Origin of the sequence: Chryseobacterium cupriresistens (genome assembly GCF_046614675.1) — a bacterium.
Taxonomy (GTDB): Bacteria; Bacteroidota; Bacteroidia; order Flavobacteriales; family Weeksellaceae; genus Chryseobacterium; species Chryseobacterium cupriresistens.
On the sequence record NZ_JBKKJT010000007.1, the window covers coordinates 81,223 to 103,225 of the forward strand.

The 22,003-nt window shown below is 36.2% G+C and carries 20 protein-coding genes and 3 tRNA genes; 22 read left to right on the plus strand and 1 reads right to left on the minus strand.

Annotation, left to right across the window (positions count from 1 at the left end):
• Positions 1–781: 781 nt before the first annotated feature.
• From ACLI50_RS17960 to ACLI50_RS18060, 21 genes are all read left to right on the plus strand, one after another.
• Positions 782–2,068 carry an adenylosuccinate synthase gene (locus tag ACLI50_RS17960; protein WP_062676417.1) on the plus strand — a complete coding sequence of 429 codons (1,287 nt, stop codon included), beginning with the start codon at positions 782–784 and terminating at the stop codon, positions 2,066–2,068.
• A gap of 277 nt (positions 2,069–2,345) precedes the next feature.
• Entirely contained in the window at positions 2,346–3,197 is an 852-nt protein-coding gene (locus tag ACLI50_RS17965; RefSeq protein WP_411414351.1) for an energy transducer TonB, read from the plus strand.
• A 164-nt stretch (positions 3,198–3,361) separates the two neighbouring features.
• On the plus strand, positions 3,362–4,135 hold the full coding sequence (locus ACLI50_RS17970) for a ParA family protein (protein WP_002981269.1): 774 nt from the start codon (positions 3,362–3,364) through the stop codon (positions 4,133–4,135).
• Between the two features lie 69 nt (positions 4,136–4,204).
• Complete coding sequence (locus tag ACLI50_RS17975) at positions 4,205–5,095, plus strand: ParB/RepB/Spo0J family partition protein (protein ID WP_411414352.1); 891 nt, start codon at positions 4,205–4,207, stop codon at positions 5,093–5,095.
• The gene (locus ACLI50_RS17980; RefSeq protein WP_202839779.1) at positions 5,096–5,734 is read left to right on the plus strand and encodes a DUF5683 domain-containing protein; all 639 of its coding nucleotides are present in this window, start codon (positions 5,096–5,098) and stop codon (positions 5,732–5,734) included.
• 62 nt (positions 5,735–5,796) lie between these two features.
• The gene (gene dapB / locus ACLI50_RS17985; RefSeq protein WP_411414353.1) at positions 5,797–6,498 is read left to right on the plus strand and encodes a 4-hydroxy-tetrahydrodipicolinate reductase; all 702 of its coding nucleotides are present in this window, start codon (positions 5,797–5,799) and stop codon (positions 6,496–6,498) included.
• A 135-nt stretch (positions 6,499–6,633) separates the two neighbouring features.
• Entirely contained in the window at positions 6,634–8,280 is a 1,647-nt protein-coding gene (gene lepB, locus ACLI50_RS17990) for a signal peptidase I (RefSeq protein ID WP_411414354.1), read from the plus strand.
• A 59-nt stretch (positions 8,281–8,339) separates the two neighbouring features.
• On the plus strand, positions 8,340–8,963 hold the full coding sequence (locus tag ACLI50_RS17995; RefSeq protein WP_411414355.1) for a WbqC family protein: 624 nt from the start codon (positions 8,340–8,342) through the stop codon (positions 8,961–8,963).
• Positions 8,964–9,040: 77 nt separating this feature from the next.
• Positions 9,041–10,723 (plus strand): S8 family serine peptidase, encoded by a 1,683-nt coding sequence (locus tag ACLI50_RS18000; protein WP_411414356.1) that lies wholly within the window; start codon positions 9,041–9,043, stop codon positions 10,721–10,723.
• 124 nt (positions 10,724–10,847) lie between these two features.
• Positions 10,848–11,339: a lipocalin family protein gene (locus tag ACLI50_RS18005; RefSeq protein WP_076596761.1), complete on the plus strand. Its 492-nt coding sequence runs from the start codon at positions 10,848–10,850 to the stop codon at positions 11,337–11,339.
• Between the two features lie 26 nt (positions 11,340–11,365).
• Positions 11,366–12,055, plus strand: a complete 690-nt coding sequence (locus ACLI50_RS18010) for a YiaD family glycine zipper/OmpA-like lipoprotein (protein WP_110010775.1) — start codon at positions 11,366–11,368, stop codon at positions 12,053–12,055.
• Between the two features lie 107 nt (positions 12,056–12,162).
• Positions 12,163–13,050, plus strand: a complete 888-nt coding sequence (locus tag ACLI50_RS18015; RefSeq protein WP_411414357.1) for a decaprenyl-phosphate phosphoribosyltransferase — start codon at positions 12,163–12,165, stop codon at positions 13,048–13,050.
• Entirely contained in the window at positions 13,047–14,366 is a 1,320-nt protein-coding gene (locus ACLI50_RS18020) for an FAD-binding oxidoreductase (RefSeq protein WP_110010773.1), read from the plus strand. Before ACLI50_RS18015 ends, ACLI50_RS18020 begins: the two co-directional genes overlap by 4 nt.
• On the plus strand, positions 14,366–15,091 hold the full coding sequence (locus tag ACLI50_RS18025) for an SDR family NAD(P)-dependent oxidoreductase (RefSeq protein WP_411414358.1): 726 nt from the start codon (positions 14,366–14,368) through the stop codon (positions 15,089–15,091). Before ACLI50_RS18020 ends, ACLI50_RS18025 begins: the two co-directional genes overlap by 1 nt.
• 3 nt (positions 15,092–15,094) lie before the next feature.
• A complete protein-coding gene (locus ACLI50_RS18030) occupies positions 15,095–15,682 on the plus strand; it encodes an HAD family hydrolase (protein ID WP_202839765.1) in 588 nt (195 codons plus the stop codon).
• A gap of 24 nt (positions 15,683–15,706) precedes the next feature.
• Positions 15,707–16,174: a hypothetical protein gene (locus tag ACLI50_RS18035; RefSeq protein WP_202839763.1), complete on the plus strand. Its 468-nt coding sequence runs from the start codon at positions 15,707–15,709 to the stop codon at positions 16,172–16,174.
• A 2-nt stretch (positions 16,175–16,176) separates the two neighbouring features.
• Complete coding sequence (locus ACLI50_RS18040) at positions 16,177–17,352, plus strand: cysteine desulfurase family protein (protein ID WP_202839762.1); 1,176 nt, start codon at positions 16,177–16,179, stop codon at positions 17,350–17,352.
• An 81-nt stretch (positions 17,353–17,433) separates the two neighbouring features.
• Complete coding sequence (trxA, locus tag ACLI50_RS18045) at positions 17,434–17,751, plus strand: thioredoxin (RefSeq protein ID WP_027374941.1); 318 nt, start codon at positions 17,434–17,436, stop codon at positions 17,749–17,751.
• A gap of 126 nt (positions 17,752–17,877) precedes the next feature.
• Positions 17,878–17,951: transfer RNA gene (locus tag ACLI50_RS18050), tRNA-Asp, on the plus strand.
• A gap of 32 nt (positions 17,952–17,983) precedes the next feature.
• Positions 17,984–18,057 (plus strand) — tRNA-Asp (locus tag ACLI50_RS18055).
• A gap of 32 nt (positions 18,058–18,089) precedes the next feature.
• Positions 18,090–18,163: transfer RNA gene (locus ACLI50_RS18060), tRNA-Asp, on the plus strand.
• Between the two features lie 392 nt (positions 18,164–18,555).
• On the opposite strand, the gene ACLI50_RS18065 is transcribed toward ACLI50_RS18060, so the two are convergent.
• Complete coding sequence (locus tag ACLI50_RS18065) at positions 18,556–20,022, minus strand: phage tail-like protein (RefSeq protein WP_411414359.1); 1,467 nt, start codon at positions 20,020–20,022, stop codon at positions 18,556–18,558.
• 1,269 nt (positions 20,023–21,291) lie between these two features.
• On the opposite strand from ACLI50_RS18065, the gene ACLI50_RS18070 reads away from it, so the two are divergent.
• Positions 21,292–22,002, plus strand: coding sequence for a polysaccharide biosynthesis/export family protein (locus ACLI50_RS18070; protein ID WP_227943883.1), 711 nt, complete (start codon positions 21,292–21,294; stop codon positions 22,000–22,002).
• The last annotated feature ends 1 nt before the right edge of the window (position 22,003 follow it).

A 22,003-nucleotide genomic window follows, 5' to 3' on the forward strand; every position in this document is an offset into this window, starting at 1 on the left:
GTTATTTTATGTGTTTGTGAAGATTGTTTAAGTTTTTTACGATTGAAATTTTTTTAACTTGAGTTTTCACTTTTTTTGAGTTAACTGATTAATTTATTTTTTTATATAAATTTAGCTTAATTAAGATATTGTTCTTGTGACAATATCTAATATTTTAACAAGAAATTTCTTATCTATTAGTAAGTTCTTCAATTTTATTTGAGTGTACGAAAGTTCCTTGGAATTTTCCTTTATTAATAGTACATCATTTTTACCCCAAAAATTCTTTTTATCCCATCATATATATTCTGAAGTTTCTTTTACGTTTTGTAATATTATTGAACAGCTAACGACAGAAAATATTGTTTCAAATATTCCATACCAAAATTGTTGTTTTTGCTTGAAAATCGTTAGAATTATACCCCATAATAAAAATTATACTTGTAGATAGCCATATTCCTTTCGAGGTATGTATAACTAATACGTAAGTTTTTTAATTTAATTGATCATAGTCAATATATTTCTTACTTATGTTATTAAATAAAAAAGAAAAGAATATTATTATGAAAATGGGTTTTAGTTTTGATAAGAGAATCTCATATGCATTAATTACATTATTTAATTTGGCATAAAAGTCTTCACCATTTTTTGATTCCATGATAATTTTAAAATAAATCAAATATAAAAATTATTCCGTTCAACCTCATGATTTTCACCCCACCCCAAAATAAAATTCCTCTCAAATTTGCTCACCCAATTTTTTAAAAGTAATTTTGCACGAATCTAAAAACAAAAGTAAAATATGTCAACTTATGTAGTTGTAGGTCTTCAGTACGGAGATGAAGGCAAAGGAAAAATCACGGATGTTTTATCAGCAAAATCGGACTATGTAGTACGTTTCCAGGGTGGAGACAACGCTGGTCACACGGTTTATGTGGGTGATGAGAAATTCGTTCTACACCTTCTTCCTTCAGGAGTTCTTCAATGCAAAGGGAAATGTATCATTGCGAACGGAGTAGTGGTAAACCCTAAGTCTTTCATTAAAGAAGTTGGTCAGATCGAGAGCAAAGGCTTGAGAACAGATCACATCTTTATCAGCAGAAGAGCGCATGTCATCATGCCTTATCACATCCTTTTGGATACTTACCGTGAAGAGGAGCACGGAGGAACTCAGATCGGAACTACCAAAAAAGGAATCGGACCTTGTTATGAAGATAAAATTGCAAGAGTCGGGATCAGAATGGTAGACCTTTTAAATCCTGAGATTTTAAGAGATAAAATTGAGAAAAACTTAAAGGTTAAGAACTCTCTTTTTGAAAAATATTACGGAAAACCAACGTTAGACGTTGAAGAAATCTACAACGAATATTTAGCAATCGGAAAACAGCTTCAGGACAGAATTGTTGATACTGAACTGGAACTGAACGAAGCAATCAGAGACGGTAAAAACGTTTTATTCGAAGGAGCACAGGCATTAATGCTTGATATTGACTTCGGTACTTATCCATACGTAACTTCATCTTCTCCATCTACAGGAGGTGTTTGTTCAGGAGCAGGTGTTCCGCCAACTTCACTTCAGAACCTTATCGGGGTAGCAAAAGCTTACTGTACAAGAGTCGGAAACGGACCTTTCCCTTCTGAACTGGATAACGAACTGGGTGAAAAAATCAGACAGATCGGTGGTGAATTCGGAGCAACTACAGGTAGACCTAGAAGAACAGGTTGGTTAGACCTTGTTTCTTTGAAACATGCTTGTATGATCAACGGTATCAATAACCTTGTGATTACTAAACTTGACGTTCTTACAGGAATTGAGAACCTGAAAGTAGTAACCCATTACAAAACTGAAGACGGAAAAATCATTGATTATTTCACTTCGTCAACAGAAAAGCTATACAACTACGAGCCAATTTACCAGGATTTACCAGGCTGGAGCGAAGATATTACCAAAGCAAGAAGCTATGATGAACTTCCTGATACTGCGCAAAAATACATCGAGTTTATTGAGAAATACTTAGGAATCAACGTATACTTAGTTTCTGTAGGTCCTGAAAGAAGTCAGAACATCATCAGAAAAGAATTATTCTAATATTCTTAGCAATAAAAATAACAGAGAGACTATCATTGGATGGTCTCTTTTTTTTGTTTTTATAAGAGGTCATTAAGTTTGTTCCATCACTTACTTTAGAAGAAATAACTCCTATTTCTACTTATAAATGTTAAAATTTAAACATTATCATAAAATTTTCTAATATTATGTTGTTTTGATAAAATTTTGGCAGATGTTTTGATATTGAAACAGTACTTATCGATAAGAATAATAAAACTAATAATCAAAATTTTTAACAGTTTAAATAGTAGTAGTGATGAAACAACATAACCAAAACCAGGAATTTCGGTTCAACGAAGTCCTGTTCGAGCACCGCAATAAAGACTATGGTGCCTATGTATTAAGAAATGAATCAGATAGAATATTAACCAAAGCACTCTTTATCGGAGCAAGTTTAATGGCAGCAGTATCCATTACACCATTTGTGATCTCTGCGTTACAAGGACCAAGTATTACTGAAAAGATTATTGCTTGTGATTTTGGACCGTTTGATGTGAAGAATGTAGATACACCGGAAGTAGTACCTCCTGTAGAAACTATAAAACCTGTAGCTCCATCTAATACCAAGACATTTGACAGTACAGTGCCTACACCATCAAGTACAGCTCAGGATGATGGGAAAAAAGAAGCCATTCCTGATGATGCTGTAGCCGGTTTTAAAGACAATTTTAATGGAGATCCTGTAGCTCCGAATACACCTAATGTTCCAACAGTAACAGTAGGAACAGGACCTGTAATAACGACAGCTCCAACAGTGATTTCTGCTCCGGTGGACAAAAATAAAATTGCAGAATTCGGAGAACTTGGTGTAGAAGCCAATTTTGCAGGAGGAATAGACTCCTTCAGAAATAAAGTAATGAACAGCTTCGACAGTTCAGGATTTGAATCCGAAGATGTTGTAAAGACGACAGTTACCTTTATTGTAGAAATGGACGGAACCATCTCAGGGGTAAAAGCTAACGGAACCAACGCCGATTTTAACAATGAGGCAATGAGAACTATTAAATCAATTTCCAACAAAGGAAAATGGATCCCGGCCAAAAACAAAAAAGGAGAATTCGTAAGAAGTTATTTCAAATTTCCAATCTCTATGAAATTTGATAATTAATACGGAAAAGTAAATTTCAAATAGTTATCCACAAAGAATTTTTTTTGTGGATAATTTTTTTTATCGTTAAATTGCTTATTAACAATATTTTAACTCAATTTTGATTTTCTCCACTCACCGAGAGCAAAGAAAAAAGTGTATTTTTGAAACTTAAAGTTCTAATAATGGCAAAAATCATAGGTATTGCTAATCAAAAAGGAGGTGTTGGTAAAACTACCACCGCTGTAAATTTGGCAGCAGCATTAGGAGTATTGGAAAAAAGAATATTAATCATTGATGCTGACCCTCAGGCGAATGCAACATCCGGTTTGGGTGTTGAGGATGTTCAGTATTCTACCTATAATCTTCTGGAGCATAGTGCAGATACAAGAGTCTGTATCAAAAGAACGGCAACTCCTAACCTGGACATTATTCCGTCCCATATCGATCTGGTAGCAGCGGAAATTGAATTGGTAGACAAGGAAGACCGTGAGTATATGCTGAAAAAAGCATTGGCAAGTGTAAGGGATGATTATGATTATATTATCATCGACTGTGCACCGAGTTTAGGTCTTATTACTGTAAATGCTCTTACAGCAGCAGATTCTGTAATTATTCCGATCCAGTGTGAGTATTTTGCATTAGAAGGACTTGGGAAATTGTTGAATACCGTTAAAAATGTTCAGAAAATTCACAATAAAGATCTTGGAATTGAAGGTCTTCTTTTAACCATGTACGACAGCAGATTGAGACTATCCAATCAGGTTGTGGAAGAAGTAAATCTGCACTTCCCTGAAATGGTGTTTGAAACCATTATCAGCAGAAACGTAAGATTGAGTGAAGCGCCAAGTTTCGGGGAAAGTATCCTGAACTATGATGCGGAAAGTAAAGGAGCTGTTCAGTATATTCAGTTGGCTGAAGAAGTTCTTTTGAAGAATGAAAACTTAATAAAGAATTAAATTAATAATAAATGGGCAATAAGTGAATGCTGGTCATCACTTCTCAAACATCATTTATCAATTATATCTATGAAGGACAAAAAAAGAGCTATGGGACGCGGCCTGGGCGCCATTTTAAGTGCAGAATCCAAAGCAACGATCAATTCCGCTACTGATGAAGGAGCAGATAAGTTTGTGGGAAATATTGTGGAAGTTGCGCTTGAAGATATCTATCCGAACCCAACGCAGCCGAGAACTTATTTTGATGAAAAAGCATTAAACGAACTTGCACAGTCTATTAAAAACTTAGGCGTAATCCAGCCGGTTACCTTGAGAAAAGACGGGGAGAAGTTTGAAATCATTTCCGGGGAAAGACGTTATAGGGCAACTAAAATTGCCGGATTAACGACTATTCCTGCCTATATCCGTTTAGTCAATGACCAGGAGCTTCTTGAAATGGCTCTTGTTGAAAATATCCAGAGAGAAGACCTTGATGCTATTGAAATTGCATTAACTTATCACAGGCTTTTGGAGGAAATAGGTCTTACTCAGGAAAACCTGAGCCAGAGAATCGGAAAGGACAGAAGTACGATTACCAATTCTATCAGACTGCTAAGATTAAATCCGGATATTCAGAATGCTATCAGAAGCGGTGAGATTTCTGCAGGACACGGAAGAGCGATTATCAGTCTTGAAAGTGAAGAAGCTCAGCAGATTTTATTTGATCTTATTATCAAAGAAAAATTAAACGTTCGTCAGGCTGAACAGGCTGCTGCTGCATTGAAGAACCCGAAGTCTCCTGCTGCCAAAAAAGCAAAAGTGGAGCTTTCCAATAACTATAAAAAAGCCCAGAAGACCATTGCTGATATCTTGGACGTGAAAGTAGAGATCAAAGCTTCTGGAAATGGTAAAAAAGGTAAAATTGTTCTGGACTTCAAAAATGAAGAAGAGCTGGAATATATTTTATCCCATATTAAATAAATGAAGAAAATATTTTTCACATTTTTCTTGTGTATCGCTGCACTGGCTTACTCACAAGTAAAACCTATCGATACCGTTCGGATGCAGACTCCTCCGAAAGAAGAAACCCGTGTCGTAAAGCCAGGTAAGACCGAAGCCAAAATCATTGAAGATCTTGAAAAAGCAAACGGTCCCACAGCAAAAACCTTAAAGCTTAATCCTACCAGAGCAGGATTGTACTCTGCAGTTTTACCTGGATTAGGACAGTTTTATAACAAAAAATACTGGAAAATTCCTATTGTCTGGGGAGCGGTAGGTGCCGGAGTTGGTATCGCTGTATGGAATGATAACCAATACAAAAAATACCGTGAATATTATGTGGCTAAGCTGAACGGAACTCCCAATGAGTTTGTGGACAGCCATCCGTGGCTGGACAAAAGAGCGTTGGGTAATGCACAGGACAGGGCCAAGAGGCAAAGGGATTATGCCATTGCCATTACCGGTTTGATTTATATTCTGAATATTGTAGATGCTGTAGTAGACGCTCATCTTTATGAAAGCCGTCATGATCCGGATCTGGTTTTTAAACCATCGGTTATTCAGGACCAGTATGGCTACAGCGCGCCAAAAACAGGATTCAGTTTAAGTTACAGATTTTAAAATACAACATATCTGCAGAAGGTCTGAAGATTGAATGCAGCATTAAAAATAAATAAGATTATATGAAAATAGCATTAGTTGGTTACGGTAAAATGGGTAAGATCATTGATGAGATCGCACAGAAGAGAGGTCATGAAGTAGTTGCCCGTCTGAAGGAAACCCCGACTGCTGAGAATCTTAATAATCCGGATGTTGTGATTGAATTTTCACTGCCGGAAGTAGCTTTTGAAAACATCAAAGCTTGCCTTGAAAATAAAATTCCCGTGATCTGCGGAACAACAGGATGGCTTGACCAAAAAGCTGAAATTGAAAAATTAGCGATAGATAATGATACTGCTTTCCTATACGGTTCCAATTTTAGTTTGGGAGTCAACTTATTTTTTGCTCTGAACGAAAAGCTTGCGGACCTGATGAAAAACGTAGATGAATACTCTTGCCAGCTGGAAGAAATTCATCACATCCATAAAAAAGATGCTCCAAGTGGGACTGCGATTTCTATCGCTGAGGGAATCATTCAGAACAATCCGAAATTCGATGCCTGGAAACTGGAAGAAACAGAAGGGAATCAGCTTGGAATTTTTGCGGTACGTGAAGACGAAGTTCCGGGAACACACAGCGTATATTACAGAAGTGAAGTAGACGAAATCGAGATCAAACATACCGCTTTCAACAGAAACGGTTTTGCACTGGGAGCGGTAGTCGCTGCTGAGTGGATTAAAGATAAAAAAGGAAACTTCGCAATGAAAGACGTTTTGGGACTTTAATTTGTAACAAATTCTGTAAATTGCAGACCAATAAGCAGAAAATGATGAATAGTGAATTGTAAACAGCGGACTGCTTTTATCATTTATTACTCATCATTTTTATTATTTATATCTTAAGAATAGGCACAAAAATTTATGAATTATTTTTTAACTTATACAGTATATGTCCTCATACTATCCGTACTGATGGGGATTTCATCTTGGAAACTGTTCAAAAAAATGGGCTATAGCCCTTTATTTGCTTTTATCCCTTTCTACAACTATTTCATTATTCTCAAAGAAACAAAACATCCGAAATGGTGGGCAATCATGTCTTATCTTCCGATAGTAGGACCTATCATGATGTCTGTTTTCCACCTTTATTTAGTGAAAAAGTTTGGGAAAACACTTTTCAAAGATCAGATTCTTACCGTGATTCTGCCGTTTATTTATATGGCGGTCATCAACTATTCGAAAGATGTAGAGTTAGAAGATGAAAATGCAAACGACCTGTTTCTTACAGAAGAAGAGAAAAACGATAAAAAGAAAGATACATTCATTGGTTCCATTACCTTTGCGGTAGTTTTTGCAACCATTATCCATGTTTTTGTAACACAGCCTTTCGGGATTCCTACAGGATCTATGGAAAGAACATTATTGGTGGGTGATTTCCTTTTTGTAAACAAATGGAGCTACGGATACAGAATGCCAATGCGTCCTGTGGCGATTCCTTTCCTTCAGGGAACTATTATGGATACAGGACAGAAAGGAAACCCGAAAGATGATCCAAAGTCTTACGTAGATGCAGTGAAGCTTCCTTACACAAGAATCTTACAATTCAACAAACCACAGAAAAATGATGTTGTAGTTTTCAACTATCCTCAGGATTCCGTACATACTGCTATTGACAGAAAAGATCCTTACGTAAAAAGATGTGTAGCTACAGCAGGCGACACTTTTGAAATGAGAGCCGGAAGACTTTTCGTTAACGGAAAGCCGGAGACTGTTTTAGGAGATCAGGAAGTACAGCACAGATATATTGTAACGACTGATGCGCAATTGGATATTCCTACTTTATACAAAGCGTACGGATTTTTACCGGTTCAGGAAGTACAGCAGGATAACGGAGGTTTCCTTTATGGATTCCAGGGCTTAACGGATAAAACTGCCAAAGAAATTAAAGAGCTTCCTCACGTTATTGATATGAAGGAAGAGATTTCGCCAAAAGGAGAAGCTGCAGTATATTACAGAGACGAAGCTAAAACTAAAATTGATACGACACAATCTATTTTCCCAATCAACAAACCTTGGAATCAGGATTGGTACGGACCTGTCAGAATTCCTAAAAAAGGAGATGTGGTGGCGATCAATCAGGAAACACTTCCAATGTATCAGTGGATCATTTCTGAATACGAGCACAACAGCTTAGAGAAAAAGAACGGAAAAATCTTCATCAACGGAAAAGAAGCGAATCAGTATACCATTCAGCAGGATTATTATATGATGATCGGGGACAACAGGGATGCATCATTGGATGCAAGATTCTTTGGTTTCGTTCCGGAAGAAAATATTGTTGGAAAACCAATGTTTACATGGATGAGCGTACAGGGAGTATTCCCGGATGCAAGCTCAACGTATCAGGCCCCTAAGAAAATCCGTTGGGAAAGAATGTTCAAAGCAACCAATACAGGAGAAGCCAATAAAACCTCTTACTGGTGGATTGCAGCCATGATCCTGATTCTGTTCTTCGGATGGGAGTATTTCATGAAATTATTCAGAAAGAAAAAAACTGAAGACAATTAATAAAAAAATTAAACGTAAAATAGAATGAAGTATTTGAAAAAATACTTCATTTTTGCATTATGAATATGAAGAATGTATTATTACCGGCATTTTATATGCCTCCAATCTCTTGGTTTTCAGTGTTTTTGAATCCTGAAAATGAAATTGTATTTGAACAGTTTGAAAACTTTCCGAAGCAGACGTATAGAAACAGAGCCAATATTTATGGTGCCAACGGAAAATTATCATTAATAATTCCCATCAATCATAACGGGAAAAGAGAATTCAAAGATGTTGAAATTTCTTACCGCGAAGACTGGAGAACGCTTCATTGGAAATCCATTAAGACCGCATATCAAAGCTCTCCTTATTTTGAGTATTATGAAGATAAGTTCAGGAAAATATTTGACCTTAAAGAAAAATTCCTGCTGGATTTTAACCTTAAAGGGATAGAAGTCATCCAACAGATACTTAAAACAGAAAAGGCATACTCTTTGAATAAAGAATATATCAAAAATCCGGAGAGTATCAGTTTCAGGGAAAAGTTTTCGGCAAAACTTCCTTCAGAATTTCAGATGGAAGAATATTACCAGACATTCTCTGATAAATTCGGATTTTTGGAAGACCTGTCGGTTCTTGATCTTATTTGTAATAAAGGCCCGGAATCATTGGTATATATAAAAAATATAAAACAACAATATTAGTACAATCACTGTTGGTAAAGTATAAAACAGATGATGACGGTGATTGGCATATCGCTTTAAAAATTAAATATCAACATATGAAAAAGGTATTATTAGCTGCAGTTTTTTTTGCAGGTTTTAGTTTCTCTTTTGCACAGGAATCTAAAGCTAAAAGTATTGATCCAAACGAAGACAAAGATCTTATGACATGGTATCACAAAGATTTTGCAACTTCAAAAGTATATGGTGTAAATACAGCAAATGCTTATAAATACCTGGAATCTAAAGGTCTGAAGCCTAAAACCGTCGTGGTGGGTGTATTAGACAGTGGAGTACAGGTAGATCATCCAGGATTGGTAAAAAACCTATGGTCGAATCCAAACGAGGTTCCCGGTAACGGTAAAGATGATGATGGAAACGGGTATATTGATGACGTACACGGATGGAACTTTATAGGAGGTAAAAACGGTGATATCGATATCGATAATATGGAGGTGACAAGAGTAGTTGCCAAATATAAACCTGTCTTCGAAGGAGATGATTCCACAAAAAATAAAGCCAACCAGGCTAAGATGAAGGAAGAGTTTGAGATGTACATGAAAGCCAAAGATATGTTCAATAAAAAGAGTATCGAGGCAAAACAAAACTTTCAGACTTATTCTATGCTGAACGAGCTGATTCCTAATATGGTAAAACTGCTGGCAGGTAAGCCTGTAACCGCTGAAACTATTGCAGCGATCAAAGCTCCGACAGATCAGAGAGATGCCATTGCAATGGAATTTTTAGGCCAGATTTCACAAAGCCCGGAATTCAAAGGAAAATCAGCCGCTGAATTTGAAAAAAAGATGAAAGAGGAAATGAAAGAAGCCATCGATCATTTTGCTCCTGCAGCAAAACAATATGACCTTTCATATGATCCGAGAAAAGAAATTGTAGGGGATAACTATGATGACTATTCTGAAAAAATCTATGGAAATAATCATTATGAAGGACCTGATGCAGAACATGGAACTCACGTGGCAGGTATTATTGCCGGACTTCCGCAAGGAAAAGAAGTTCAGTACGGAGTGGCTTCCAAAGTGGCTAAAATTATGTCTGTAAGAACAGTTCCTAATGGTGATGAAAGAGATAAAGATGTTGCCAATGCGATCAGATATGCTGTAGATAATGGTGCGAAAGTTTTAAATATGAGCTTTGGAAAACCTGTTTCTCCAGGTAAAAATGTGGTTTGGGATGCTTTCAAATATGCTGAAGATAAAGGCGTTCTTTTAGTGAAGGCTGCAGGTAACGAAAATGAAGATGTCGCAGAACATCTTGCATATCCTACCAACTTTAAAAATGTTACCGATGAGAAACCATTTGTAAGCAATGTTCTTGTGGTAGGGGCAAGTACCAATAAAAATAATGCGCTGAGAGCAGATTTTTCCAATTACAATAAAAAGATGGTGAACGTTTTTGCTCCGGGAGAAGAAATCTATTCTACCGTTCCTAAAAACGAATATAAATACCTTCAGGGCACCTCTATGGCTTCCCCTGTTGTAGCCGGAGGAGCAGCTGTTTTACTGGCTTACATGCCGGATCTGAAACCTTATCAGATTATCGAAGCCCTTGTGAAAAGCAGCAACCCGAGTACAGCCGATGGTTTTGGTGACCAATCTCAGGCAGGTGGAGTTATCGACCTGAAAAAAGCTGCAGAATATGCTTATACCAACTTTTATAAAGGAAAAACTACAGGCACAACCAAGCCTTCGAAATCCGTAAAAAAGGCTGTTAAAAAATAATTTATCTCCCTGTGTTTAAGGAGAAACCATAAAGAGTCCGAATTTTTTCGGACTTTTTATTTTTTATTTTAAATTTTGGCACGGTTTTTTGTAACTTTATAGTAACAAAATAATAAACAACAAAATGAAAAAGTTACTACTTGCAGGGATGTTGGGAACATCACTTTTTGCAGTTTCGTGTTCCTCTGTTAACAAAGCAGCTACATCTCAAAATCAAAGAGCCGATTTCCTGAAAATGAAAGGAGACTGGCAGATTGTAAGCATAGATTATGATAAAGGTTATAAAATTAAGCCTTTTGATGAAGGTGCAGACGCACAGTGCTTCGTAGGAAGCCACTGGAGATTGATTCCCAATAACTGGACAGGAGCGTATACTTTAAACGGTGGTGGAGATTGCCCGGCAATTACACAGCCAATCAAATTTGAAGTAAAAGGCGGTAATACGTTTATGTTTAAAAAAATTGCTTCAGGTACAAAAGCTAAACAAAATACAGCAGGTTATAGTCTTACAATGATCAATCAGACTACAGATCAGTTTTCACTTGAGCAAGATGTTCCTTTTGAAGGAGGTAATGTAAAAGTAGTTTACAACTTCCAGAGAACCGGAATGAAATAATTTATCAACATAAAAGATTAAAAAAAATGAAATTTACAAAAACATACGTAGGAGCCCTTTTCTTGTCATCAGCATTATTATTGACGAGCTGTGAAGCGGTTCAGAATTCAAATCACCAACAAAGAGGTACAGCCGTAGGAGCAGCTTCCGGAGCAGTACTTGGAGGTATCCTTGGGAATAATGTAGGTAAAGGAGGAAACGGAGCTATCGGAGCAGTATTGGGAGGTATTATCGGTGGTGTTGCTGGTAACGTTATCGGTAACAAAATGGATAAGCAGGCAAAAGATATTAAAGAAACTTTACCAGGTGCTCAGGTAGAAAGAGTAGGAGATGGTATTAAGGTAACTATGAATGAAAGTATTGTTAACTTTGCTTTCGACTCTTCAAACCTTACTTCTGTTGCACAGACCAACCTTGATAAATTAGCTGAAGTACTGGCTAATAATCCGGATACAAACATCAACATCTATGGTCACACAGACAGCAAAGGTGCAGATGCTTACAACCTTAAACTTTCTCAAAGAAGAGCAGATGCTGTGAAAGCCTATTTATCAGGAAAAGGAATTGCATCAAACAGAATGTTTACAAAAGGTGAAGGTGAAGCAATGCCAGTAGCTAGCAACGATACTGAAGAAGGAAGAGCTAAAAACAGAAGAGTAGAGTTTGCTATTACTGCCAATGAAAAAATGATTAACGATGCCAAACAAGGGCAATAGTTAATTTAATATATAAATATTTTCGTAAAAGACCGCCCCGGCGGTTTTTTTTGTATTTTTATGCTAGAAATTTTGAATTTATTATTTTTGTATTTGAAATAACATAAATGAAGAAATATTTAAAACTGCTCCGTGTGGAGCAATGGGTGAAAAACTTTTTTGTATTTGTCCCTCTTTTCTTTTCAGGTAATATTACCAATATAGATCTGCTTCTCAAAAGCATTTTTGCATTTGTCATATTTTCACTTGCAGCAAGTGTGGTCTATATCCTGAATGATTATAATGATATTGAAGCAGATAGAAAACACCCTGAGAAAAGAAGAAGACCTTTGGCGAGTGGAGCTATTTCAAAATCAAAAGCTATAGGAATTCTCATAGGTCTTATCATTGCAGATATAGGTCTTGTATTTTTTACACAACTTTATTTCCATGAACTACTTTGGAAGTTCGCAATCATCATAGGGTTTTATGTGGTGATGAATCTTGCCTATACTTTCAGGCTTAAACATGTTCCTATTATTGATATTTTTATTATTGCCATAGGATTTGTATTACGTGTACTGGCTGGAGGTTATATTACCGGAATCAGTATTTCACAATGGGCAATCCTGCTGACCTTTGTATTGGCTTTGGTGCTGGCAATAGGAAAAAGAAGAGGCGAGCTTATCAATGCCCAGGTTTCTGGAAAAACGAGAAAAGCACTGGATGGATATAACGTTCAGTTTGCAGATATTGCTTTATCCATTTCTATCACACTGGCTATTGTCTGCTACCTGATGTTTACGCTCTCTCCGGAAGTTCAGGAAAGATTTCATGAAAGAGTTTTTTATACCGTGATTTTCGTTGTATTTGCATTGTTAAGATATCTTCAGCAGACCCTTGTTTACAACAGAACGGAATCTCCAACAAAAATCGTGTACAGAGACCGTTATATACAGGCTACTTTATTGCTTTGGGTCGTTGCATTTTTAATTCAAATTTATTTTAAGAAATGAAGCCGAATTTCATACAGAAAGTTACCAACTGGGGAAATTTCCCAATAGTAGAGAAGGAAATGAGATCTGAGGACAGTTTCAGAAAAATAAAAGAATTTGTACTCAATCACAACGAAGTCATAGCGAGAGGAAATGGGAGATGTTATGGAGATGCTTCATTGGGAGAAGCTATATTTTCAACAAAAAAATTAAATAAGTTCATCAATTTTGACCGTCTGAACGGGATCATAGAATGTGAATCCGGAGTGCTGCTTTCAGATGTACTGGAAATAGCGGTTCCGCAGGGATATTTTCTATACGTTACTCCCGGGACAAAATTTGTATCGGTAGGAGGTGCTATAGCATCCGATGTTCATGGAAAAAATCATCATGCAGAAGGATGTTTTTCAGAATATGTGCTTGAATTCAAGCTCATGAATGAGAAAGGGGAGATCATTACCTGTTCCAGGGAGGAAAATACAGAAAAGTTCTGGGCTACCATTGGTGGAATGGGACTTACCGGTATTATTCTCACAGCAAAATTTAAACTTAAAAATATAGAGTCCGCATACATTCGTCAGGAAAGTATCAAAGCAGACAATCTGGATGAGATCTTTAAGCTGTTCGATGAAAGTGAAAACTGGACCTACACGGTGGCCTGGATTGATTGTCTTCAGAAAGGAAAAAATATCGGAAGAAGTATTCTCATGAGAGGAGAACATGCTTTTCAGCATGAACTTCCCCAGAGTTTTTCCAAAACACCATTGAGATTGAAGAAGAAATTTTCTCCTACAGTTCCTTTTTATTTTCCGGGATTTGTACTGAATGCCCTTACCGTAAAAATTTTCAATTGGTTATACTATAAAAAGCAGTCTAAAAAAGAAGTGAAAAACTTTATCGATTATGAAACGTTTTTCTATCCTTTGGATGCGATCACAGATTGGAATAAGATCTATGGGAAGTCCGGTTTTATACAGTATCAGATGGTCATTCCTAAAGAAACTGGAAAAGAAGGAATGAAAAGAATCCTTGAAACGATCGCCAAAAGCGGAAACGGATCATTCTTAGCAGTTTTAAAACTTTTTGGAAAAAATAATCCTCAGGCTTACAACTCATTCCCTGTGGAAGGGTATACATTGGCGCTGGATTTTAAAGTCAATTCAAAACTGAAAAAACTGGTAGATCAGTTGGATGCTATTGTTCAGGAGTTTGGAGGAAGAATTTATCTTACCAAAGACAGCATGAGCAGATCATCGCTTACCAACTACCTGAAAAATATTCAAAATCCTAAATTTGTGTCTTTACAGCACAAAAGAATCATAAATAACAATTCGTAATGATAGTTCTGGGAAGTACATCTGAAGTAGCACAGGCTTTTGTGGAAAAAGCACTTCAGGAAGGAGAAAAGTTTGAAAAAATCTATCTTTTTACCTCAAATAAAGAAACTACAGAGCGTTTTGCAAGACATCTTGATGTAAAGTTTCTGCAGCAGGCGGAAGTTATTGAGCTGGATCTGACAAAAGAAATTGATTACAATAGATTTGATAATATCAATTCAAATGTATTATTTTGTGCCGTAGGATATTTGGGTGAAGGAACAGAAGAAGGATTATATGATAACAGAAATACAGAACGTATCATTGATATCAATTATTCAAAACTGGTTCCTTTAATGAATTATTTTGCCCAAAAGTTTGAAAGCAGAAGATCCGGCACGATTATCGGGCTTTCATCAGTGGCAGGAGACCGGGGAAGACAGAGTAACTTTATCTATGGAAGTGCAAAAGCAGCTTTTACGGCTTATCTGAGCGGTTTGAGAAATTATCTTTTTGATAAAAAAGTGCACGTTCTTACGATAAAACCAGGGTTTATGGCAACCAAAATGACAGAAGGCCTGCCTTTAAATCCGAAACTGACAGCAACGCCAAAACAGGCAGCTTCCTGTATTTATAAAGCCTTCAAAAAGGGTAGGAATGTGGCATATGTTTTGCCGGTTTGGAGTATTATTATGATGATTATCAGGAATATTCCTGAGTTTATATTCAAAAAATTAAAGCTTTAAAAAATGAAAAAATTGTATTGTTTTGATTTTGACGGAACCATTACGTATAAAGATACCATGTTTATGTATCTTAAATTTTACGATTCAACAAAATACCGTATACAATTTTTAAGACACGTACCTCTTTTTATCCTGTTGAAGCTAAAACTGGCTGAAACGGAAAAAGTGAAAAAAAGCTTTATCGGTTCTATTTTAAGAGGACAGACCCAGGAGAAAATTGAACAGAAGTCTAAACAGTTTTTTGAACAGCACTACCCTAAAATAGTAAGGGAGAATGCATTGGATTTTATAAAAAATATCGATAGGAATAATACACAGAGTTTATTAGTAACCGCTTCATTGGACATCTGGGTAAAACCATTCGCCGAAGAACTGAAAATGGAGCTTGTTTCTACGCGGGCAGAGTTTAAAAACGGTATTTTCACCGGAAACTTTGTAGGAAAAAATTGTAACGGAAAGGAAAAATTGATAAGAATCAAAGAGGAAATTAACGATTCCAAGTACGATAAAATTATTGCATTTGGTGATACTTCCGGAGATCGGCCAATGTTGAAATGGGCAAATGAGGGACATTACCAATTTTTTCACTAATTTTGGGAGATAAAATTGTAAAAAATGAAAAGCCTGATCATTGCATGTGCAGTACTCTTTATGGGCTGTGCCAGCACTTCATCTCAGAAGTCTTCTGTTATGCAGCAAAGTACGGAGCTCCTCGTTTCTGAAAATCAGGGAGGAACCGATGCTCCCGGCTTTAAGATCATTGAAGACGAAAAGGATTTTCGTAATATTATCAGCGGAAGTTTTGGTATTTCAGAACCGGGAAAAGAATCTTATATTAAATATCCACAATTTCCGAAAAATAAAAAAGTTGTTGTATACAATTTGGGAACCTTCAGATCTGGAAGTCACAAAATTGAAGAAATTAAAAATATATCTGTGAAAAATAAGATTCTGTATGTAGAAGTTCCTGCCGGAGAGCCTTCCGGTGGAATGGAAATTCAGGTAATTTCAAACCCGTGGTTTATTTTTACTGTTCCCGCAGATTATCAGTTTAACTCCGTAGAATTAAAATATTCAAAATAACAATGGATAAAGTATATTTAGATAATGCCGCAACCACTCCGCTTGCAGAAGAAGTTATAGATGCAATGGTGGGCACAATGAAGATGAATTTCGGAAACCCCTCTTCAACGCACAGCTTTGGCCAGGAAGCAAAAATCCTTATTGAAAATGTAAGAAGACAGGTTGCAGACTATCTTCATGTAACTCCTGCTGAAATCATTTTCACTTCCTGTGGTACGGAATCAAATAATATGATCATCAAGTCCTCGGTAGAACACCTTGGGGTAGAAAGAATCATCAGTTCTCCTCTGGAACATAAATGCGTTTCTGAAAGTATTCTGGATATGAAAAACAGAAAAGGAGTAGAGGTAAACTACATCCGTCCGAATGAAAAAGGAGATATTGATCTTGCTAAATTAGAAGAACTTTTAAAAGCTTCAGATAAAAAAACACTGGTAAGCTTAATGCATGCCAACAACGAAATCGGAAATATCATTAACCTTAAACAGGTTGCCCAGCTTTGCAAACAGTATCAGGCACTTTTCCACTCAGATACCGTGCAGACAATGGCTCATATGAACCTTGACTTCTCTGATATCCCTGTGGACTTTGCATCGTGTAGTGCCCACAAGTTTCATGGTCCGAAAGGAGCTGGATTTGCATTTATCAGAAAAGCAACAGGTTTAAAAGGAATTATTACCGGAGGACCTCAGGAAAGAAGCCTTAGAGCGGGAACTGAAAATGTTTGTGGTATCGTAGGATTAGGAAAAGCATTAGAACTTTCTCTGAATCATATGGAGGAATACACCCGTCATATGCAGGATATCAAGGATTATGCAATTGAAAGACTTTCTGCCGAAATTGAAGGAATTAAATTCAATGGAAGAAGTGCAGAAAAGGAAAATAGCCTTTATACAGTTTTAAGCGCATTACTGCCTTATAAAAATCCATTGATAGGACTTCAGCTGGATATGAAAGGAATTGCAATTTCTCAGGGAAGTGCATGTTCATCAGGAGCATCAAAGCCTTCAATGGTGATGATGATGGTGCTTTCTGAGGATGAAATGGATCACTGTACCCCATTACGTATCTCTTTCAGCCATATGACGACTAAAGCGGAGATTGACACACTGGTCAACGCATTAAAGGAAATCTCAAGCGATTACACTATAGAAAAAACTAATGTTGAGCATAGATAGTCTTGTGCTTTAAAAATCGTAATTTTGAATATCCAAAAGGATTAAAAGAAAATAATATTAATTAAAATAAAAGAAACAAAAATGGCTTTAGAAATTACAGACAGCTCATTTCAGGATACGGTTTTAAAATCAGATAAACCGGTATTAGTAGACTTCTGGGCAGTATGGTGCGGACCTTGCAGAACTTTAGGACCAATCATCGAAGAAGTAGCATCAGATTTTGAAGGTAAAGCAGTAGTAGGGAAAGTAGATGTAGACAACAACCAGGAGATTTCTATGCAGTACGGTATCAGAAATATTCCTACAGTTCTTATTTTTAAAAATGGAGAAGTAGTAGACAAATTAGTAGGTGTAGCTCCAAAAGAGGTAATCGCTGAAAAATTAAGCGCTCACTTATAAAAAAAATAAGTTTGATAATGAACGCCTTCCAGTATTGGGAGGCATTTTTTTTAAAATAATTTGCAGGTAACAAAAAAAGTTGTAATTTTGCAACCACGAAAAAGAAACGACGTTCTTTAAAATAATGATCCGGTAGTTCAGCTGGTTAGAATGCCGCCCTGTCACGGCGGAGGTCGCGGGTTCGAGTCCCGTCCGGATCGCAGAAGTTTTCTCAATTTACTTTAAAAAAATTGATCCGGTAGTTCAGCTGGTTAGAATGCCGCCCTGTCACGGCGGAGGTCGCGGGTTCGAGTCCCGTCCGGATCGCGGAAGTTTTCTCAATTTACTTTAAAAAAATTGATCCGGTAGTTCAGCTGGTTAGAATGCCGCCCTGTCACGGCGGAGGTCGCGGGTTCGAGTCCCGTCCGGATCGCAAAAAAGTCTTCTAGAAATAGAAGACTTTTTTATTTTCCATTTGTAAGCGGAATGATATAAGGAGAGTCGATAGCCTGAATAAGATGTAAGTTCAGAACAGTTTTCACTTATTTACACCATCCCTGTGAAATCTTCAGTTTTTATGAATCAAGTGCAAAAGTTTTAAAATAGCGTTGTATAATTGATTCTTTATCAGGATGCTTTCTACGGTTGCATAAACAAATATTTTTATATGAAAGGCTAAAGAATTCACACCGGAGAAAGTATATTCTTAAGTTTTTTCCAAAGCAGCTTTGATTTCAATGACAAGGGATCATAATTATAAAATCCGGAATATTGCTATTCCGGATTCTGTAATCTTTTATCAAATATATTATTTACGGTTACTGTCTATAAAGCTCTTTTAAACAATTGAATGGTCATAGTTCCACGGCCCCAATTGTAATTTGGCTGGTTTCCTCCATCCCACATATTATAAACAAGCATACATGTTCCTGCTCCACTCCCTTCTGCATATCCCGCTAGCTTATAGGTTACAGTCATATCAGAAGAGGTGTTATTGGTGATGTCTTCTGAAAAATTACCATTGATAGTTCCCATTCTTGCAGCCGAAGTTAGTCCTTTTAAGGATACTTTTCTGGAGCCTTCCTGCTGTTCTACACCATTTTTGTAAAATGTAACCCCGATGTAAGATACCCTGTCCGGATTTGCACAATTGGTGTCATGAGTACCGGCAGGAATAGAATAGTTCAAAATGACTCTGCCAACAGTATTGGGAGGGATGGTAATCGTTCTGCTGAAATTAACTAGATCTATATTTGCGTAGCTTATAATAGGGTAGTTGTAATCGTAATGTACCGAACCTCCTGCCTTATTGACAAGTATATCATCTAAACTGAATTTGTCAGGAGGAAACATAGCTTCCAAAGGAACTTTTTTTGCTGTTCCGTCACTTTTCAATACTATAATTCTTTCTGTAGAGGCTACACCTGTTTCATCCGGGACACCTCTGAATCTTACATTTCCGTCTACATCAAGCTTTTGGGTAGGAGACATGGCATAATTGATATCAGAACGTCCTATTCCCATATTCCCGTTCTCATTGATTACGGCAGCTGGCCGGTCACTGGTAGAGAATGTAAGGGATGAAGAATTGGTTGTTCCATTTCCCCAATAATTGGCTTTTATCCCTGCTAATGGAAAATCAGCTCCTGAAATCTTTCCATTAAAGGATAATTTTCCAAGCTCCGTTCCGGTAGATAAGTTACTGTTTCCGGTTCTTTCTAACGCAATCAAAGGAGAATTGCTTACAGATTCTACTTTCATCTGATGACTTCCCGTTGTAGAATTTTCTTTTATATGCAATCCGCTGTCCGGTGATGAAGTACCGATTCCCACCGTACCATCGTCTTTAATCACAAAATCAGTATTGGCAACCCTTCCTGTACCGGAAGAAGTATTTCCTAATTTTACCATTGTATTAACAGGATCGTCAATAAAAGCATCCGGCGTAAGGTCTCCGGCAGCTATATTTCCTGCATACAACTTTTGCCACTTATTCAGACTGCCGTCAAAATAATAATATCCGGAGTTTTTAATATCAACAGTCTGGCCTGCCGGGGCTGTATCAGCGGCTGTAACATACACCATTGCTCCTGTCTGGCTGGCTGTATAGGTCTTTGCTCTAAGCTGGGTTCCTGTAATTCTTGGTGCAATAATGCCGTCCAGTACATTGGTAGAAGTGGGCTTTCCTGTTACATCTAAACTGGCCTGAGGAGTTGTAGTATTAATTCCCACCTGGGAGAATATTTGTAAAGAAATTAAAATACTACCTAATAATAAAACATTTTTTTTCATCCTTTTTAAATCATCTTAATTGTGCTGCAAATCTAGAAGATTAAAAAAATGAAAAAGAATAACAGGGTACATCACTTATACTACATTTGTTATTTTGCTTTATTTTCAGCGGGACATTTTTTTGGATAGATTATGTGATGTAATTTAAGGCATTGATAATGAATGAAATAAAAAAATACTATTTTCCTGATTTTTGTATTATTTTCTATATCAAATTTCGACAAAAAATTACAATCACTTTTATGATTTGTTTTTGAATTTATTTTCTGGATTATATCGATATAAATCTTATGTTTTAAATAAAAATTAATATGTGTAATTAAAAATATTAATTATAATTATTATCTTCGCTTGATAATAGAAACCACTGGTTGTTGAATTAATAGAAAATCTACATTCAGGTTTGTTTGTGTATGGGGAATTTTTTTAAAATCAGGGAGTTAAGATGTGTGATTGGGTGGTCGTTTTTTATTATTGATATTTCTTTCATATTTTTTTTAGCTTTAATTTCATATTTACTTTTAAAAAACCTGGAGGTACAAATTAATTTGATTGGGCATCAAAATGAAAAAATAATTTTGATGATAAAGATTGTTATCCTGCTTATAACAGAAAATGAAATTATAAGACATTTTGTTTCTTTTGACTTTTTTAAAACTGCATGGTTTTCTACCAGTGCATTGATAGTATTTTCTGGATTATATTTTATATCCGGATTTGTTTTCGGTGCTCCCGTTCATTTGTCCTCTATTCTGTTTTTATTTTTCTTTGTTTTTACAATATTCAAAATGGTAACTACATTTCTTAATAATAAATGTGTCAGAAAAATTCCTCATGATATAAACATTATGATTCAGGATTAAATTGAAGAAATTGAGTTGATGAATTGTAAAAAGGAAATGTCATTAAAAATTTACAAGCAATGTAGAATATCTGAAAATGAAGCATATAATTAAAATTAAAGAATTAAATAAATAAAAAAGTTGATATTAAAATAATAATTTCATCATTTTGTTTTTAAACGGAATGAAAATTGCTAGAGAAAGAAGTGATTTTAGCATGAGAATTTAAAGCACGCTTTAAAATATTTAAATAGTATAGTCGTTTTATTACAATACATATTTAAATATAGTTGAAATCAGTTCGATAAACCTAAATAATAACACAAGTAGATAAGAATAATAACATATGAATAAAACTATTATTGCATATATAGTACTGTTATCGGTTACTTTATTATCATGCAGACCGAAGCAGAATATGGTATATATGTCAAAGCATAATATGGAAGAAGAGGTTGCAAAAGCCAAGTTTCAGGGCCTGCATATTCAGGAAGGAGATGCTCTCCTGATTCTTGTATCTGCACTTGACGAAATAGCAGTGAAGCCTTTTAACCTTAATACCGCAAATAAGGTAGGGGGTGACACAAGCAGGGGAATTAACCAATATGTAGAACCAAGTCAATACCTTGTCAATGAAGAAGGTTATATTTCTTTTCCGGTTTTAGGAAATGTGTACGTTAAAGGAATGACACAGGTACAGCTAAAACAGGAGCTTGAATCGCGTCTTAAGAGATATCTGACAGATCCATTGGTGACCATTACCCTTAAAAATTTTAATGTAAGCGTTTTAGGAGAGGTAAAGGAACCGGGGCAGAAAGAAAGTGTTTCTCAAAAAATCAATATTTTTCAGGCGCTTGGGCTTGCAGGTGATATGACGGATTTCGGAGACCGTACCAATGTTAAGCTTATCCGTGCCGATGATAGCGGAACAGATCAGATTGTTAATATCGATCTTACAAGATCTGATATAGTCAGTTCGCCCTATTATTATATGAAGCAGAATGACATATTATATGTGCAGCCGGACAAAAATAAACAGGTTCAGGCTAACTCGAATCCAAACAGAGCCCTTACATTCCAGATTATTGGTGCTTTACTGACAGCTGGTACACTTATTATTGCTTTAACTCGTAAATAAA